This window comes from Enterobacteriaceae endosymbiont of Donacia crassipes (assembly GCF_012569785.1).
In the GTDB taxonomy this organism is placed as follows: Bacteria; Pseudomonadota; Gammaproteobacteria; order Enterobacterales; family Enterobacteriaceae.
On sequence record NZ_CP046202.1, the window covers coordinates 208,569 to 227,424 of the forward strand.

At 21.3% G+C, this 18,856-nt stretch carries 12 protein-coding genes and 1 pseudogene; 10 read left to right on the forward strand and 3 right to left on the reverse strand.

Annotated features, from left to right (window positions below; translation table 11 throughout):
* The 10 genes and pseudogenes from GJT95_RS00985 to GJT95_RS01030 all read left to right on the forward strand — a co-directional run.
* Window positions 1–497: pseudogene (locus GJT95_RS00985) on the forward strand (2-oxoglutarate dehydrogenase E1 component); the annotation flags it as partial.
* A 29-nt stretch (window positions 498–526) separates the two neighbouring features.
* Complete coding sequence (gene sucB / locus GJT95_RS00990; protein WP_169785925.1) at window positions 527–1,702, forward strand: dihydrolipoyllysine-residue succinyltransferase; 1,176 nt, start codon at window positions 527–529, stop codon at window positions 1,700–1,702.
* Between the two features lie 87 nt (window positions 1,703–1,789).
* Window positions 1,790–3,370 (forward strand): cytochrome ubiquinol oxidase subunit I, encoded by a 1,581-nt coding sequence (locus tag GJT95_RS00995; RefSeq protein WP_169785926.1) that lies wholly within the window; start codon window positions 1,790–1,792, stop codon window positions 3,368–3,370.
* A 9-nt stretch (window positions 3,371–3,379) separates the two neighbouring features.
* Window positions 3,380–4,528 carry a cytochrome d ubiquinol oxidase subunit II gene (gene cydB, locus GJT95_RS01000; protein WP_169785927.1) on the forward strand — a complete coding sequence of 383 codons (1,149 nt, stop codon included), beginning with the start codon at window positions 3,380–3,382 and terminating at the stop codon, window positions 4,526–4,528.
* A gap of 17 nt (window positions 4,529–4,545) precedes the next feature.
* A complete protein-coding gene (locus GJT95_RS01005) occupies window positions 4,546–4,635 on the forward strand; it encodes a cytochrome bd oxidase small subunit, CydX/CbdX family (protein WP_169785928.1) in 90 nt (29 codons plus the stop codon).
* Between the two features lie 127 nt (window positions 4,636–4,762).
* A complete protein-coding gene (gene parE / locus GJT95_RS01010) occupies window positions 4,763–6,682 on the forward strand; it encodes a DNA topoisomerase IV subunit B (protein ID WP_169785929.1) in 1,920 nt (639 codons plus the stop codon).
* Between the two features lie 165 nt (window positions 6,683–6,847).
* Window positions 6,848–9,517, forward strand: a complete 2,670-nt coding sequence (gene aceE, locus GJT95_RS01015; protein WP_169785930.1) for a pyruvate dehydrogenase (acetyl-transferring), homodimeric type — start codon at window positions 6,848–6,850, stop codon at window positions 9,515–9,517.
* A gap of 8 nt (window positions 9,518–9,525) precedes the next feature.
* Entirely contained in the window at window positions 9,526–10,998 is a 1,473-nt protein-coding gene (locus GJT95_RS01020) for a 2-oxo acid dehydrogenase subunit E2 (RefSeq protein ID WP_169785931.1), read from the forward strand.
* A gap of 52 nt (window positions 10,999–11,050) precedes the next feature.
* A complete protein-coding gene (gene lpdA / locus GJT95_RS01025) occupies window positions 11,051–12,475 on the forward strand; it encodes a dihydrolipoyl dehydrogenase (protein WP_169785932.1) in 1,425 nt (474 codons plus the stop codon).
* Between the two features lie 125 nt (window positions 12,476–12,600).
* Window positions 12,601–13,887, forward strand: coding sequence for a glycoside hydrolase family 28 protein (locus tag GJT95_RS01030; protein WP_169785933.1), 1,287 nt, complete (start codon window positions 12,601–12,603; stop codon window positions 13,885–13,887).
* Window positions 13,888–13,910: 23 nt separating this feature from the next.
* On the opposite strand, the gene dapE is transcribed toward GJT95_RS01030, so the two are convergent.
* From dapE to clpX, 3 genes are all read right to left on the reverse strand, one after another.
* Window positions 13,911–15,074 (reverse strand): succinyl-diaminopimelate desuccinylase, encoded by a 1,164-nt coding sequence (gene dapE / locus GJT95_RS01035; RefSeq protein WP_169785934.1) that lies wholly within the window; start codon window positions 15,072–15,074, stop codon window positions 13,911–13,913.
* A 38-nt stretch (window positions 15,075–15,112) separates the two neighbouring features.
* Window positions 15,113–17,446, reverse strand: a complete 2,334-nt coding sequence (gene lon / locus GJT95_RS01040) for an endopeptidase La (protein WP_169785935.1) — start codon at window positions 17,444–17,446, stop codon at window positions 15,113–15,115.
* A 79-nt stretch (window positions 17,447–17,525) separates the two neighbouring features.
* The gene (gene clpX, locus GJT95_RS01045) at window positions 17,526–18,785 is read right to left on the reverse strand and encodes an ATP-dependent Clp protease ATP-binding subunit ClpX (RefSeq protein WP_169785936.1); all 1,260 of its coding nucleotides are present in this window, start codon (window positions 18,783–18,785) and stop codon (window positions 17,526–17,528) included.
* Window positions 18,786–18,856 lie beyond the last annotated feature (71 nt).

Here is an 18,856-nt window from a genome sequence, read left to right on the forward strand (position 1 = left end):
TTAATTATGTAAAAAAACCACTTGTTATATTTACGCCTAAATCTCTTCTAAGACATACTTTAGCATGTTCATCATTGAAATATTTTGTAAATAAGTTTAAAACTGTTATAGATGAATTAGATAAAAAAATTAATATAGAGAATATTAAACGTATTATTTTTTGTTCAGGTAAAATATATTATGATTTATTAGAATATAGAAATTCTGTAAAAGAAAAAAACATAATTTTAATTAGAATAGAACAATTATATCCATTTCCATATAATAATATAAAAAAAATAATTATAAAATATTTAAAAATAAATAATTTTTTTTGGTGTCAGGAAGAACCTAAAAACCAAGGAGCATGGATATATATCCAAAATTATTTTAAAAATAAATTAAATTTAAATATTAGTTATATAGGAAGAAAATCATCTTCATCTCCTTCTACAGGACATTTTAGTATTCATAAAAAACAACAACAAAAAATAATATTCTCTGTTTTCAACATTTAAAATAAAAAATGAGTTTATAAGGATAAAAAATGGATAGTATTAATATTATTGTTCCTGAATTACCCGAATCAATAAATAATGCAATAATTATTCAATGGTATAAAAAACCAGGTGAAATAGTAAATATTGATGATATTCTTCTAGAACTAGAAACAGATAAAATAGTATTAGAAATACCATCAACAATTAATGGTATTTTAGAAAAAATTTTAGTTAATAAAGGAGAAAAAGTACAATCACAACAAATTATTGGTTTATTAAAAATAAATAAAAATTTAAAAAATAAAATAGAAAATGATAAAAATATAGTAAAAAATAAAAATAGTTTTAATAATACTATAAATAATCAAATATCATTTTTTGATAAATTAAATAATTATAGTCCTTCAATAAGAAGAAAAATAAAAAAAAATAATTTTAAATTAAATGATGTTTTAAATAAAAAATTAAATGATATAAATTTGAAAAATTTTAATAAAATTAAAAAAAACAAAGAAAAATTTTATAAAACAAATAATTTTGAAATAAAAAAAATGAGTCCAATTAGAAAATATATTTCTAATAAATTAATGGATTCTAAAAAAAATACCGTTATGTTAACAACTTTTAATGAAGTTAATATGAAAAAAATTATTGATATAAAAAATAATTATAAAAATTTTATATTAAAAAATTATGATTTAAAATTAGGATTTACTTCTTTTCATATTAAAGCTGTTACTAAAGCATTAAAATCATTTAAAGAAATTAATGCATTTATTAATGAAGACAATATTATCTATAATAAATGTTATAACATTAATATTGCTATTGCAACAAAAAGAGGTCTAATAACTCCTATTATATATAATACTGATCAATTATCATTATTAAATATTGAAAGAAAAATAAAAGAATTAGTTAAAAAAAATAATCATAATCAATTATCTCTTGAAGATTTAAAAAGTGGAACTTTTACCATTACAAATGGGGGTGTTTTTGGATCTTTAATGTCAACTCCAATTATAAATCCACCACAAAGTGCTATTTTAGGAATGCATTCTATTAAAGAAAGACCTATTGTTATAAATCATAAAATATGTATTATGCCTATGATGTATTTAGCTTTATCATATGACCATCGTTTAATAGATGGTAAAGATGCTATAGGTTTTTTAATGTTAGTAAAAACATTTTTAGAAGATCCTATGTGTTTATTTTTATAAACTTTAATTTTTTTAAAAAAATGTATATAAATATTTGGATAAAATAATAAAATAAATAATAATATTCAAATTAAACAAGGATTAATAATGTTAAATATTATTGACTTATCAAGATTACAATTTGCATTAACAGCAATGTATCATTTTTTATTCGTACCATTAACATTAGGATTATCTTTTTTAATAGCTATTATGGAAACAATATATATTTTATCTAAAAAGAAAATATATAGAGATATGACTAAATTTTGGGGTAAATTATTTGGTATTAATTTTGCATTAGGAATAGTTACAGGGTTAACAATGGAATTCCAATTTGGAACAAATTGGGCGTATTATTCACATTATGTTGGTGATATTTTTGGAGCACCATTAGCTATAGAAGGTTTAATGGCGTTTTTTTTGGAATCCACATTTGTTGGTTTATTTTTTCTAGGATGGGATCGTTTAAATAAAATACAACATTTATTTGTAACATGGTGTGTTGCTATAGGTTCTAATCTTTCTGCTCTCTGGATTTTAATTGCTAATGGATGGATGCAAAATCCAATTTCATCCTTTTTTAACTATCATAACATGCGTATGGAAATAAATAATTTTTGGCATTTAATTTTAAATTCTACAGCACAAGTTAAATTTGTACATACTATAACAGCTGGATATACAACAGGCTCAATGTTTATTATTGGAATTAGTTCTTACTATCTTTTAAAAAAAAGAGATATTAAATTTGCAAAAAAATCTATTGTTATTGCTTCTTGTTTTGGTTTAATTTCTATTCTATCTGTAATAATTTTAGGAGATGAATCAGGATATCAATTAGGTAATACACAAAAAATTAAATTAGCTGCTATTGAAGCAGAATGGGATACACATAAACCTCCAACATCATTTAATTTAATAAGTTTTCCTAATCAAAAAAAACAATTAAACAAATATTCTATAAAAATTCCTTATTTATTAGGTATAATAGCTACAAGATCTTTTAATTTACCTGTTTTAGGTATAAAAGATTTAATTAAAGAAAACGAATTAAAAATTAAAAATGGTTTAAAAGCCTTAATTGCTCTTGAAAAAATTAAAAATGGGAATTTACAATTAGATAATATAAAAATTTTTAATAAAAATAAAAAATTTTTAGGATATGGATTTTTAATTAAACAATATTATAAAAATATTAATAATATAAATTATACTCAAATTAAAAAGGTAGCTAAAAAATCCATACCATTAGTAAGTCCTTTATTTTTTTCTTTTAGAATTATGGTATTATCCAGTATACTAATATTTATTATATTAACGTTAGTTTTTATATTTAGTATTATAAAAAATAATATTGAAAAAAAAATATATTTATTAAAAATATGTTTATATTCAATTCCATTACCATGGATTGCATCTGAATCTGGGTGGTTTGTTGCTGAATATGGTAGACAACCATGGGCTATTAAAGAAATATTACCAACATATATGGCTGGGTCTTCATTACAATTAATAGAAGTATTATTTTCAATAATTGTAATTTCTATTTTTTATACTATTTTATTAATAATAGAATTATTTTTAATATATAAAATATCTAGTATAGGACCTAGTATTTTAGGTACTGGTAAATATTTTTTTGAAAAAAAATTACAAAAAAATGTTTTACATAAAAAAATAAATTAGGTTATTTTAATGTTAAATCATAAAATTTTGTGTATAATTTGGTCACTTATAATTAGTGTATTAATGACAGGTTCTATAATTACTAATGGATTAGATATGGGAGTAGGTATATTATTATTTATCGTTGGAAAAAATAATATTGAACGTAGAATTATGATAAATACTATTGCTCCTCATTGGGATGGCAATCAAGTATGGTTAATTACAACTGCTGCTGCTTTATTTGCAGCATGGCCTATCGTTTATGCAACAATATTTTCTTGTCTTTATATTCCAATAATATTATTATTAATATCTTTATTTTTACGTCCTATAGGATTTGAATATCGTTCTAAAATTAAAAATAAAATATGGCAAAAAATTTGTGATATATTTATATCAATAGGAAGTTTTATACCTCCTTTCATTTTTGGTATAATATTAGGTAATATATTTAAAGGTATTCCATTTTGGGTGGATAAATATTATCATATTTTTTCTAAAGGATATTTTTTAGATTTATTTAATTTATCTAGTATATTAATTAGTTCAACTATAATAATAATTTTTATTAATCATGCTGCATCTTATTTACAAATAAGAGTTAAAGAAAACAATATAAATTATCGATTAAATATAATTTTAAAATTATTTTCTATATTATTAATAGTTTTTTTTATATTATCATTTATTAATATTACAATGTATACAAAAGGTTATAAAATTCATTCATTACTATCTAATAGTAATATAGATAATTTTCTTATAAATAATAGTAATATTACTTATGAAAAATATGCATGGATTAATAATTTTAGAAAAAATACATATTTGTATATAATACCTTTATTAAGTATAATTTTTTCTTTATTAATGATATTATCATCTATATATAAAAAATTAATAGTTACTTTTGTTTGTTCAATATTAAATATTATTAGTATTGTTATAACTGTAGGAATTATAATTTTTCCTTTTATTATTCCTTCAAGTATAAAATCTATGCAAAGTTTAACTATTTGGAATTCTACATCAAGTACATTAACATTAACAATAATGTTTTATATAGTTATTATATTTATGCCTATTATTTTGATGTATACTATCTGGTGTTATAAAAAAATGTTTTTTAGTATTAATAAAAAAGAAATTAAAAAAAAATCTAATTTTTATTATTAATGAACAATGGATAAAACATGTGGTACTTAATATGGTTAATAGGAATATTATTTTCATGTATTTTAACTATTTTTATAACTTTAAGTAAAGAAAATAAAAACATATAAAAATTTATTTGATATGATTATTTATTAAGCATGTTAGATAAATAATAAAAAAATGATTAAAACTAATTGACTAAAAATGGATTTTTTTTATATTTAAAATATAAAATTATTATATAATTAATAAAAAATGAACCATTTAAATCAATACAACGCAGATTCTATAGAAGTTTTAGAGGGTTTAGATCCAGTAAGACGTCGTCCAGGAATGTATACAGATCTTACTAGACCTAATCATTTAGCGCAAGAAGTAATAGATAATAGTGTAGATGAAGCATTAGCTGGATATGCTAATAATATTTTTGTAACTTTATATCAAGATCAATCATTAGAAGTTATTGATGATGGGAGAGGAATGCCTATTGATATACATTCTCAAGAAGGTATTCCTGCTATTGAACTTATTTTAAGTCGTTTACATGCAGGAGGAAAATTCTCTAATAAAAATTATAATTTTTCTGGTGGTTTACACGGTGTTGGTATTTCTGTTGTTAATGCATTATCGAAAAGAATGGAAGTAAGTATTTTTCGACAAAAAAAAATTTATACAATTATTTTTGAAAATGGGTATAAAATTCAAAATCTTAAATTTTGTAAAAATTTAAACCAACAAAAAACAGGAACAAAAATTAGATTTTGGCCAAATAAATATTTTTTTGAACATCATACTTTTTTAAGTACTCATTTAATAAATTTATTAAAAGCTAAAGCAGTTTTATGTTCAGGTTTAACTGTATATTTTAAAAATAAAAATACTGAAGATAATTACTGTTGGAATTATAAAAATGGTTTATTAGAATATTTAACTAATTCAATAAAAAATATTAATACTATCCCTAATACTCCTTTTATAGGAACATATATTGATGATATAAAACAATTAAATTGGGCATTATTTTGGGTATTAGAAAATAATCATAATTTTATTACAGAAAGTTATGTTAATTTAATTCCTACTACTTCTGGGGGAACACATGTTAATGGATTACGTTTAGGTTTATTAGATGCAATACGTCATTTTTGTAATTTTCATAATATGTTACCTAGAAATATAAAACTCTTAGGAGAAGATATTTGGGATAAATGTTCATATGTTTTATCTGTAAAAATTCAAGATCCTCAATTTACAGGACAAACAAAAGAACGTCTGGCTTCTAGACAATGTACTATTTTTGTAGCAAATATAGTAAGAGATGCTTTTATTTTATGGTTAAATCAAAATTTTAAAATAGGAATGCTTCTTATTGATATTTTTATAGTTAATGCACAGAAACGTATTAGAGCATCTAAAAAATTTATTAAAAAAAAAAATTATAATACAAGTTCAATATTACCTGGTAAGTTATCAGATTGTATTTTCCATAATACAGAACAAACAGAACTTTTTTTAGTAGAAGGAGATTCTGCGGGAGGATCAGCAAAACAAGCACGAAATAAAAATTTTCAAGCTGTTATGCCATTAAAAGGAAAAATTTTAAATACTTGGGAAGTAAATTCTGAAGAAATTTTATCTTCACAAGAAATATATGATATTTCTTTAGCTATAGGTATTTATCCTAATAATGAAGATTTAAAAAAATTAAGATACAATAAAATTTGTATTTTATCAGATGCAGATTCAGATGGATTACACATTGCTACTTTATTATGTGCTTTATTTATAAAACATTTTTTACCATTAGTAAAAAATGGACATATTTATGTAGCCATGCCTCCTCTATATCGTATAGATTTAGATAAACAAATTTTTTATGCTTTAAATGAAAATGAAAAAATAAAAATATTAAAACAATATAATTATAAAAATAATAAACAAAAAATAAATATACAAAGATTTAAAGGATTAGGTGAAATGAATCCAACTCAATTAAGAGAAACAACCTTTAATCCTACTAGTCGTAGACTAGTACAATTAGTTATTAATAATAACGAAAAAGAAATTAATAAAACGTTTTCAATAATGGATATGTTATTAGCTAAAAAAAGATCAGAAGATCGTCGTAAATGGTTACAAAAAAAAGGTGATATAACAACAATGATAAATTTTTAAAAATTTTTTTTTAAAATTTATTTTATTAATCTAATAAAAATTATTAAAATTTATAAAATAATAATAATTTATTTACATTTAAATTTTAATAAATATAATTACAAATTTTAAATTATAATTTTAATAATATTTTATAATTTTTCATTACAATAAGGAATAATGACCATGTCAGATAAGTATCTATTATATTATAATGACGTGGATCCAATTGAAACCAATGATTGGATACAATCAATAGATTCTGTCATAAAAGAAGAAGGCATTGAAAGAGCTAAATTTTTAATAAAAACAACATTAACACATCTTAATAAAGATGGAACTATTTTAAATTATAATAATAAAAATTATGTTAACTCTTTTTCTAAAGAAGAAGAATTAACATATCCTGGAAATCTGATATTAGAGAAAAAAATTAGGTCTTTTATTAGATGGAATGCAATAATGATTATTTTAAGAACTTCTAAAAAAAATTTAGATTTAGGTGGTCATATTGCATCTTATCAATCTTCTTCATATATTTATGAAGTTTGTTTTAATCATATTTTTAAAGCATCTAGTGATAAAAATAATGGAGATATTATTTATTTTCAAGGACATATTTCACCAGGAATTTATGCTAGATCTTTTTTAGAAGGAAGAATAAATGTTTATCATCTAGATAATTTTCGTCAAGAAATATCAGGTAAAGGATTATCTTCTTATCCACATCCTAAACTAATGCCTAATTTTTGGCAATTTCCTACTGTATCTATGGGGCTTGGACCAATAGCTGCAATTTATCAAGCTAAATTTCTTAAATATTTAGAAAATAGAGAATTATATAAAACTAAAAATAGAAAAATTTTTGCATTTTTAGGAGATGGTGAAATGGATGAACCAGAATCTAAAGGAGTTCTAAATATTGCTTCAAGAGAAAAATTAAATAATTTAATTTTTGTTATAAATTGTAACTTACAAAGATTAGATGGTCCTGTATATGGTAATGGCAAAATTATTAATGAATTAGAAAATATTTTTCAAGGATCAGGATGGGAAGTTATAAAAGTTATATGGGGAAATAGTTGGGAAAATTTATTAATTAAAGATAAAACTGGTAAATTAATTGAATTAATTAACAATACTTCAGATGGAGATTTTCAAAATTTTAATTCTAAAAATGGATCTTATATCCGAAAAAATTTTTTTGGAAAATTTCCAGAAACATTAGATTTAGTTAAAAATTTTACTGATAAAGATATAGAAAAATTAAAATATGGTGGTCATGATCCAAAAAAAATTTACACAGCTTTTAAAAAAGCATATCTTATTCATGATAAACCTATAGTTATATTATTTCATACAATCAAAGGATTTGGTTTAGGAGAAATAGCTGAAAGTAAAAATATTGCTCATCAAATCAAAAAAATTGATATTAATACAATAAAATATATACGTAATAATTTAAATATTCCTATAAACGATAAAGATTTATATAAATTACCTTATATTACTTTTAGTAAAAATTCATTAGAATATAATTATCTACATAATCAACGTAAAAAATTAGGTGGATATATTCCATATAGAAGAATTAATTTTACAGAAAAATTAATATTACCTAATTTAAATGATTTTAAAATTTTATTAAAACAGCAAGAAAAAATATCTACAACAATTGCATTTTTACGGATATTAAATATCTTATTAAGAAATAAAAATATTAATAATAGAATAGTTCCTATCATAGCTGATGAGGCACGTACATTTGGTATGGAAGGATTATTTAGACAAATAGGAATATATAATTCAAATGGATTACAATATACTCCACAAGATAAATCATTATTTACATATTATAAAGAAGATATAAAAGGACAAATTATACAAGAAGGAATAAATGAATCTGGAGCTTTTGCATCATGGTTAGCAGCTGCTACTTCTTATTCAACTAATAATTTTCCCATGATACCATTTTATATTTATTATTCCATGTTCGGTTTTCAAAGGATTGGAGATTTTTGTTGGGCAGCAGGAGACCAACAAGCAAGAGGTTTTTTAATTGGGGCAACTTCAGGACGTACTACTTTAAATGGGGAAGGATTACAGCATGAAGATGGCCATAGTCATGTTTATTCTTTAACAATTCCTAATTGTATATCATATGATCCTACTTATGCTTATGAATTAGCTGTTATTATTAATAATGGCATACAAAGAATGTATGGAGAAAAACAAGAAAATATCTATTATTATATTACTACTATGAATGAAAATTATGATATGCCATCTATAAATTCATTACATGAATATGGTATTTGTAAAGGTATATATAAACTTACTTCTATAAATAATAATAAAAATAAAATAACTGTTCAATTATTAGGTTCTGGTGCAATATTACGTAACATGTTTAAAGCTGCAAGTATATTATATCAAGAATATAATATTAATTCAGATATTTTTAGTGTTACTTCTTTTACTGAAGTTGCTAGAGAAGGACAAGATTGTGATCATTGGAATTTATTACATCCTTGTGAAAAACGTCGTATTCCATACATTACAAGTATAATGAAAAATTATCCAACAGTAGCTGCTACAGATTACATGAAAATTTTTGCAGAACAAATTCGTAAATATATACCAACAAATAATTATTTTGTATTAGGAACAGATGGATTTGGTCGTTCTGATAGTAGAAAAAATTTACGTGATTTTTTTGAAATTAATGAAATATATATAGTATTAACTATACTAAATATATTATTTGATTTAAAATTTATTAATTTAAAATTAATTTTACATTTTATTAAAAAAAATAATATTGATATTAATAAAAATAATCCGAGAAATTCCTAAAGGTAAATATGTATACAAAAATAATACTTCCTGATACAGGAATAAAAGAAATGAAAGTAACTGATATTTTAGTTAAAGAAGGAGATATTATTAAAAAAGAACAATCAATTATTACAGTAGAAAGTGATAAAACTTCGATAGAAATACCTTCTAATCATGAAGGTATAATTAAAAAAATTTTAATATCTATAGGTGATATAATTCATAAAGGAGATATTATCTTAGAATTATTAAATAATCAAAATAATAATATTATTAAAAATAATAAAGAAATATTAGATCTAAAAGAATTAAAATTTAAAAAATTAATTATTCCCGACATTGGTATTAATAAAATGAAAATTTTTGATATTTTAGTAAAAAAAAATGATTTTTTTATAGAAAATCAAACTTTAATTATTATTAATAATAATGTAAATACATTTGAAATAGCTTCTACATGTTCAGGTTTTATTTATAAAATTAATGTTAAAATTAATGATTATATATATAAAAATGATATATTTATGTACATTAATCCTTCCCTTAAAGAAGGGAAACAAAATATAGTAAAAACATTTATTAAAAAAAAAAATTTAAAAAATAATATACAAACATATATACATGCCTCTCCTATTATAAGAAAAATGGCAAGAAAATTTAATATTGATTTAAAAGAAATTAAACCAAGTGGATTAAAAAATAGAATTCTTAAAGAAGATATTTTAAAATATATTAAAAATAAAAATAATTTAAAAAATGATGATATTCAAAATTTACTTTTTGTTTATAAAAAATTTGGTGATTGTGAAGAAATTAATTTAAATAATATACAAAAAATTTCTAGTAAAAATTTATCTAATTATTGGAAAAACATTCCTCATGTTACACAACATATAGAAACTGATATTACTGATTTAGAAAAATTTAGAGTTGAAAAAAATAAATATTTTAATCAACAACAAAAAAATATCAAATTAACTTTATTAAGTTTTATAATTAAAATTTGTGCATATGCTTTAAAAAAATATCCTAATTTTAATTCTTCTTTATCACAAAATAATAATACTTTAATCATAAAGAAATATTTTAATATTGGTATAGCTATTAATACAAAACAAGGTTTATTAGTTCCAGTAATTTTTGATGTTTTAAATAAAAATATTAATGATTTATCTCAAATAATAATTAATCTTTCTTATAAAGCAAAAAATAACAAACTTCATCCAAATGATATGCAAGGAGGATGTTTTACAATATCTAATCTTGGTCAATTTAAAGGAAGTTTTTTTACACCTATAATTAATTCTCCAGAAGTAGCAATTTTAGGAATTTCACAAGCTAGTATAAAACCTATATGGGAAGAAAATAAATTTTTACCAAAACTTATGTTACCATTATCTTTATCATATGATCATCGTGTCATTAATGGAGTAGAAGGTATTAATTTTTTAAATTATATTTGTTTTTTAATATCTGATATTAGAAATTTATTAATATAATTTTTTAAAAAAATATCATATATAATAAAAATTATTAATAATAGAGACTAATATGAATAATACAATAAAAACTGAAGTAGTTGTAATTGGTGGAGGTCCTGCAGGATATGCTGCAGCTTTTCGTTGTAGTGATTTAGGGTTAAAAACCATAATAGTAGAAAATTTTAAAAATTTAGGTGGAGTTTGTTTAAATGTAGGTTGCATACCATCTAAAACATTATTAAATATAGCTAAGATTATAAAAGAACAAAATTTTTTTTTTCAAAAAGGTATATTTAATAATAATATTAAAATAAATTTAAATAATATTTTAAGTTGGAAACAAGATGTAATTAATAAATTAACTAATGGATTACATTTTTTAGCAAAAAAACGTAATATTAATATTATAAATGGTATGAGTTTTTTAGAAACAGAAAATTGTTTAAATGTCATTAACAATAATAATAATTTACAAATTTTATTTAAAAATGCAATAATAGCAACTGGATCTCAACCAATAATTTTACCATGTCTTCCCTATGAAGATAAAAGAATTTGGAATTCTACAGATGCATTAAAATTAAAAAAAATTCCTAAAAAAATGATGATTATAGGAAGTGGAATTATTGGTTTAGAAATGGCAACAATTTATCAATCTTTTGGTTCTAAAATAGATATAGTAGATATTTCGAATACTTTTTTATCAGAAGTAGATAATGATATTATTGATGTTTATAAAAAAAATATAAAAAATAAATTTAATTTTATACTAGGAACTGAAATTATATCAGTAAATATTAATCATGATTTATTACAAGTACAAATGACCAGTGATAATCATAAATCAATTTATTCAAAACAATATGATATAATTCTTGTTGCAATTGGTAGAAAACCTAATTCTAATTTTATAAATAAAAAATTTAATAAGATTTTAATTAATAATTCTGGATTTATTAATGTAGATAATCAAATGAGAACTAATATATCTAATATATATGCAGTAGGAGATGTTACTGGATATCCTATGTTAGCTCATAAAGGAATACATGAAGGACGTTTAGCTGCAGAAGTAATTTCAGGTAAAAAACATTATTTTGTTCCTAAAGTAATTCCATCTATTGCTTATACTCATCCAGAAATAGCTTGGATAGGAATAACAGAAAAAAATGCAATAAAAAATAATTTAAATTATAAGAGTTCTATTTTTTCTTGGAAAGGATTAGGAAGAGCTATATCTTCTAATGCAGAAAATGGTTTAACAAAATTAATTATAGAAAAAGATTCTAATAGAATTATAGGAGGAAGTATTGTTGGATATAATGCAGGAGAATTATTAGGAGAAATAAGTTTAGCAATTGAAATGGGATGTGATATAGAAGATATTTCATTAACTATGCATGCACATCCTACTTTTTACGAATCTATTGGTATAGCAGCAGAAGTATATACAGGAACAGCAACAGATATTATCAATACAAAAAATTTTTATTAAACTAAAAGTTTAATTTTTTATTAATATAAATATTTTTTAGTAAAAAATGATTAATATCAAATATTATTATTTTATTTACAATTATAATATATTTAATTAAATATATTAATTTATATAAATAAATTATGTATAATTCTAAAAAAAAAAATTATATTTTAGATCAGATAAAAATTCCATTTTTTAACAAAAAAAAATATTTTGTTATAGAATATATAAAATTTTTTAATAAAAAAAATGATATTTCATATGCTATAAATAATGCAATTAGTGATTGTCATAGTAACGGAGGTGGAATTGTTATTATTCCTAATGGAGAATTTTATACAAGTACAATTATTTTAAAAAGTAATGTCAATTTACATTTGCAAAATGATACTATATTAAAATTTTATACTGATCCTAATAAATATTATAATGTATTTACTAGATGGGAGGGAACAGAATGTATTAACTATGTTTCATTAATTTATGCTTATAACCAAAAAAATATTGCTATAACAGGTAAAGGTACATTAGATGGACAAGCTAATTTTTATAATTGGTGGTCTTGGAAAAATGATATAAATGGTAATCATTTACAAAATAATGATGTTAAAATACTTAAAGATATGAATAAAAATAATATCCCTATTAAAAATAGGGTTTTTGGTATTAATCATTTTCTTAGACCAAATTTTATTCAATTATATTTGTGCAAGAATATTTTTATTTCAGATATTAATATTATTAATTCTCCTATGTGGGAAATAAATCCAGTTTTGAGTAAAAATGTTATTATTCAAAATATTAAAATTAATAGTTTAGGACCTAATAATGACGGGTGCAATCCTGAATCTTGTAATAATGTTTTAATTAAAAATAATATTTTTTATACAGGAGATGATTGTATAGCAATAAAATCAGGAACAAATAATGATGGAAGAAAAATAAATGTTCCTTCCAAAAATATTATAATAAAAAAATGTCAAATGTATAATGGACATGGTGCTATTACATTAGGAAGTGAGTGTTCAGGTGGAATAAAAAATATTTTTATAGAAAATTGTACTATTAATGATACAATTCAATCTTTTTTTAAAATTAAAAATAATGCAGAACGAGGAGGAAATATAAATAATATTTATATTAAAAATATAAATATTAAATTTATTCAAAATAATTTTTTTAATATAAATTACTTATATGATGAAGGAGATAAGGGTAACTTTATACCTATTGTTAAAAATATTTTTATTTCTGATATAAATGCAGAAAATTGTTTACAAGTATTTAATATTAATACATTTAAAAAATCTATTGTAGATAATGTTTTTTTTAAAAATTGTATTTTTAAAGGATTAAAAAAACCAGAAAAAATATTAATTTATAATAAATATAATATTAACATTATTAATACAAAATTTATTTCTTAAACAATATTAAATTATTTTTTTTATTAAGTTAAAAAAATATTTTTTATTATCTGATAATATATTTTATATAAAATATATAAATCATTAACATGAACATGTTCATTAATTTTATGAATAGTTGAATTATTTAAACCTAATTCAATAATTTGTGCTCCTGTTTTTATAATAAAACGACCATCAGAAGTACCTCCATTATTAATTAATGTTGGATTAAAATTATTAATAGAATAAATACTTTTCTTGACTATATTTATTAAATTTTTTTTTTTATTTTTATAGTATTGATTGCTTAAAAAAAAATTTCCAGATAATTCCCATTTTATTTTAAAATTTAAAATATATTTTTTAATAATATTATTTAATTTTTTTAAAATATTTTGATGATTTGTTTCATTATTAAAACGAAAATTTATATAAATTATAATATTTCCTGGAATTATATTATCATTTTCTATATTAGACTTAATTTTTGTAATTTGCATACTAGTTTCAGGAAATAAACTATTATTTTTACTCCATTTTTTTAAAATTAATTCATTTAGTAAAGGGATTACCATATGAATAGGATTTTTAGCTAACTTATGATATGCTACATGTCCTTGTATGCCTATAATTTCTAATTGAACATTTAAAGATCCTCTTCTTCCATTTTTAATATTATCTCCAATAATTTTATTACTTGTAGGTTCTCCTATAATACAAAAATCTATTTTTTCTTTATTTATTAATAATTTTTGAATAACTTTTATAGTCCCATTTTTTGCATTACTTTCTTCATCTGAAGTAATAACAAAAGCTAAACAACCGTGATAATAAGGATAATTTAAAATAAATTTTTTAGCCGCAAAAATCATTGCAGCTAAAGCTCCTTTCATATCACAAACTCCTCTACCATATAAAATATTTTTGTATATAATAGGTTTAAAAGGATCAAATTGCCATTTTTTTATATTTCCAGGTGGGACAACATCAGTATGACCTGCAAAGACCAGAGTATTATATATATTTTTATATTTAAAGTTATGAATTGCCCAAAAATTATTTGTATCTTTAATATTGATTAAATCAATATGGAATTTTAATTTTTTAAGTATTTCAATTAAAATATTTTGACATCCTGCATCAAAAGGACTAATAGAAGGACATTTGACAAGTTTTTTAGTTAAATTAATTATTTTTTGTAACATAAAAGTATACTTTTATTAAATAAAATCATTTTTAATTATTAAAACGGTTTATTTTGTAAAGCTAGTAATAATACTTCTTCAATATTTTTTACTGTTAAAATTTTTAAATCTGTAACAATATTTTTAGGTATATCTTCTAAATTTCTTTTATTTTGTTCTGGAATAAGAACAATATTAATTCCTCCTCTATGAGCAGCTAGTAATTTTTCTTTTAATCCCCCAATAGCTAATATTTGTCCTCTTAAAGTAATTTCTCCAGTCATAGCAACATTAGCTTTTACAGGATTATTAGTTAAACTAGAAACTAGAGCAGTACATATAGATATCCCTGCGCTAGGCCCGTCTTTAGGAGTTGCTCCTTCTAAGGCATGGACATGAATATCTATATTTTGATAAAATTCAGTATTAATATTTAATTTTTTTGTTCTTGCTTTTACTACAGTTAAAGCTGTTTGTATAGATTCTTGCATTACTTCACCTAAAGATCCTGTATATGTTAGTTTTCCTTTGCCAGGTATACATACAGTTTCAATAGTTAATAATTCTCCACCAACTTCTGTCCATGCTAACCCAGTAACCTGACCAATTAAATTTTCATTTTCTGCTTTACCATAATCAAATTTTTGAACACCTAAATAATTTTTTAAATTTGTATTATCTATTTTTATAGATTTAATATTTTGTTCTATTAAAATAGTTTTTACTGTTTTTCTACATAATGTAGACAATTCTCTTTCTAAACCCCTAACACCTGATTCTCTAGTATAATATCTGATTATATCAATAATTATTTTATCATTTATAATTAATTCTTTTTCTTTTAAAGCATTACGATTAATTTGTTTAGGTAATAAATATTTTTTAGCTATACTTAATTTTTCATCTTCTGTATAACCAGAAATTTTAATAACTTCCATTCTATCTAATAAAGGAAGAGGTATATGCATAGAAGAATTTGAGGTTGCAACAAACATAACTGCTGATAAATCATAATCTATTTCAAGATAATGATCATTAAATGCAATATTTTGTTCTGGATCTAATACTTCTAATAATGCTGATGCTGGGTCTCCCCTCATGTCATATGATATTTTATCTATTTCATCTAATAATAATAATGGATTTTTTACACCTGCTTTAACTATTTTTTGTATAATTTTTCCCGGCATTGAACCAATATATGTTCTACGATGTCCTCTTATTTCTCCTTCATCTCTAATACCTCCTAATGCTATTTTAATAAATTTCCGACCTGTAGCTCTAGCTATAGATTTTCCTAATGAAGTTTTTCCTACACCAGGAGGACCTACTAAACATAAAATAGGACCTCTAATTTTATTAGATCTATTTTGAACTGCTAAATATTCTAAAATATGTTCTTTAACAGATTCTAATCCATAATGATCTTGATCTAATATTTTTTTTGCTTTACATAAATCTTTTTTTAATCTACTTTTTATATTCCATGGAATTTGTATTATCCATTCTATATATCCTCTAACAACTGTTGCTTCTGCTGATATAGGAGACATCATTTTTAATTTTTTTAACTCAGAAAATATTTTTTCTTTTACTTCTTTTGGCATCTTTATTAATTCTATTTTTTGTTTGAAAATTTCATTTTCATCAAGATGATCATCTATTTCTCCTAATTCTTTTTGTATAGCTTTCATTTGTTCATTTAAATAATATTCCCTTTGACTTTTTTCCATTTGTTTTTTTACTCTATTACGAATTTTTTTTTCTACCTGTAATAAATCAATTTCAGATTCCATTATAGCCATTAAATATTCTAGTCTTTCATCAACATTAGACATTTCTAATATTAATTGTTTATTAGGTAATTTTAAAGGCATATGAGCAGCAATAGTATCAGCTAATTTAGCAGCATCTTCAATATTATTTAAAGAACTTAAAACTTCTGGAGGAATTTTTTTATTTAGCTTAATATAATTTTCAAATTGATTAATTGCTGTTCTTACTAATACTTTTTGTTCTTTAATTTTTAAAATTGGAGAAGATAAATATTTTATTTGTGCAGTAAAATAATTTTCATTATTTGATAAGGTTACTATTTTTGCTCTATTTAAACCTTCTACTAAAATTTTTATAGTACCATCTGGTAATTTTAACATTTGTAATATAGATGTAATTGTACCTACATTAAATAAATCGTTAATATTAGGATTATCATTAGATGCTTCTTTTTGTGCTACTAACATAACTTTTTTATCTTTATTCATAGCAGCTTCTAAACAACGAATAGATTTTTCTCTTCCAATAAATAAGGGAATTATCATATGAGGATATACAACTACATCACGTAATGGTAAAACTGAAATTATAACATGTTCTGAATTCTTAGAATTCATAAATTTCTCTCTTTAGTATCATAAAATATTTAAAATATATGATTTATATATAAAAAAATTAATTATTATAAAATAATAATTAATTTTTTTTGTATTCAAAAATAGGATTAGATAAGTTATTAATTACTTTATTATTAATTTTTATTTTATAAATATTTTTCATTGAAGGTGTATTATACATTATATTTAACAATGATTTTTCTAAAATGGATCTTAATCCTCTTGCTCCGATATTTAACATCATGGCTTTTTTTACTATTGCTTTTATAGCATTATTATCAAATTCTAATTTAATGTTTTCATATTCAAATAAAATTTGATATTGTTTAATAAGAGAATTTTTAGGTTTTAATAAAATTTTTACTAGTTGTTCTTCATTTAATTCTTTTAATGCTGTTATAATTGGCAAACGTCCTATAAATTCAGGTATTAATCCAAATTTTATTAAATCTTCAGGTAATACTTTTTTTAAAATATTATATTTATTTAAAATTTTATTTTGATTATTATTTACTTTTGTATGGAATCCTATACTTCCAGTATGATTAAGTCTATTTAAAATTATATTTTCTAAACCATAAAAAGATCCTGCACAAATAAATAAAATATTTTTAGTATTTATTTTAATAAATTCCTGTTGAGGATGTTTGCGTCCACCTAGTGGTGGAATAGAAGCTATTGTACCTTCAATTAATTTTAATAAAGCTTGTTGGACCCCTTCTCCAGAAACATCTCTAGTTATAGAAATATTTTCTGATTTACGTGCAATTTTATCAATCTCATCAATATATACTATTCCATGTTCTGTTTTTTCTATATTATAATTAGCATTTTGTAATAGCTTTTGAATAATATTTTCAACATCTTCACCAACATAACCAGCTTCTGTCAAAGTAGTAGCATCTGTAATAACAAAAGGTACATTAAGAAAACGTGCTAATGTTTCAGCTAATAATGTTTTACCACTTCCAGAAGGACCTAGTAAAAGAATATTACTTTTTTCTATTATAGAACAATGTTCCACATAAAAATTTAATTTTTTATAATGATTATATACTGATACTGCAAGTATTTTTTTAGCTTTTGTTTGACTAATAATATAATCATTTAAATAATTAAAAATTTTATGTGGTGTTAATAAATTTATTTTTGTATTATTAAAAATATTTTTAAATTTGTTTTGATCTTTTTTTTGTAAAATATTACTATATAATATAATACATTTGTCACAAATAAATATAGAATTATTTTCTGATATAAGTTTATTAATTTCATTTTGATTTCTTTTACAAAAAGAACAACATAAAATTTTATTAAAAATCTCCTTATTATTTGTCATTACAAACCTCATTCATTATTTATGATAATATATTTTATAATTTTAAATCTATATTTTTATAGTTAAAATAA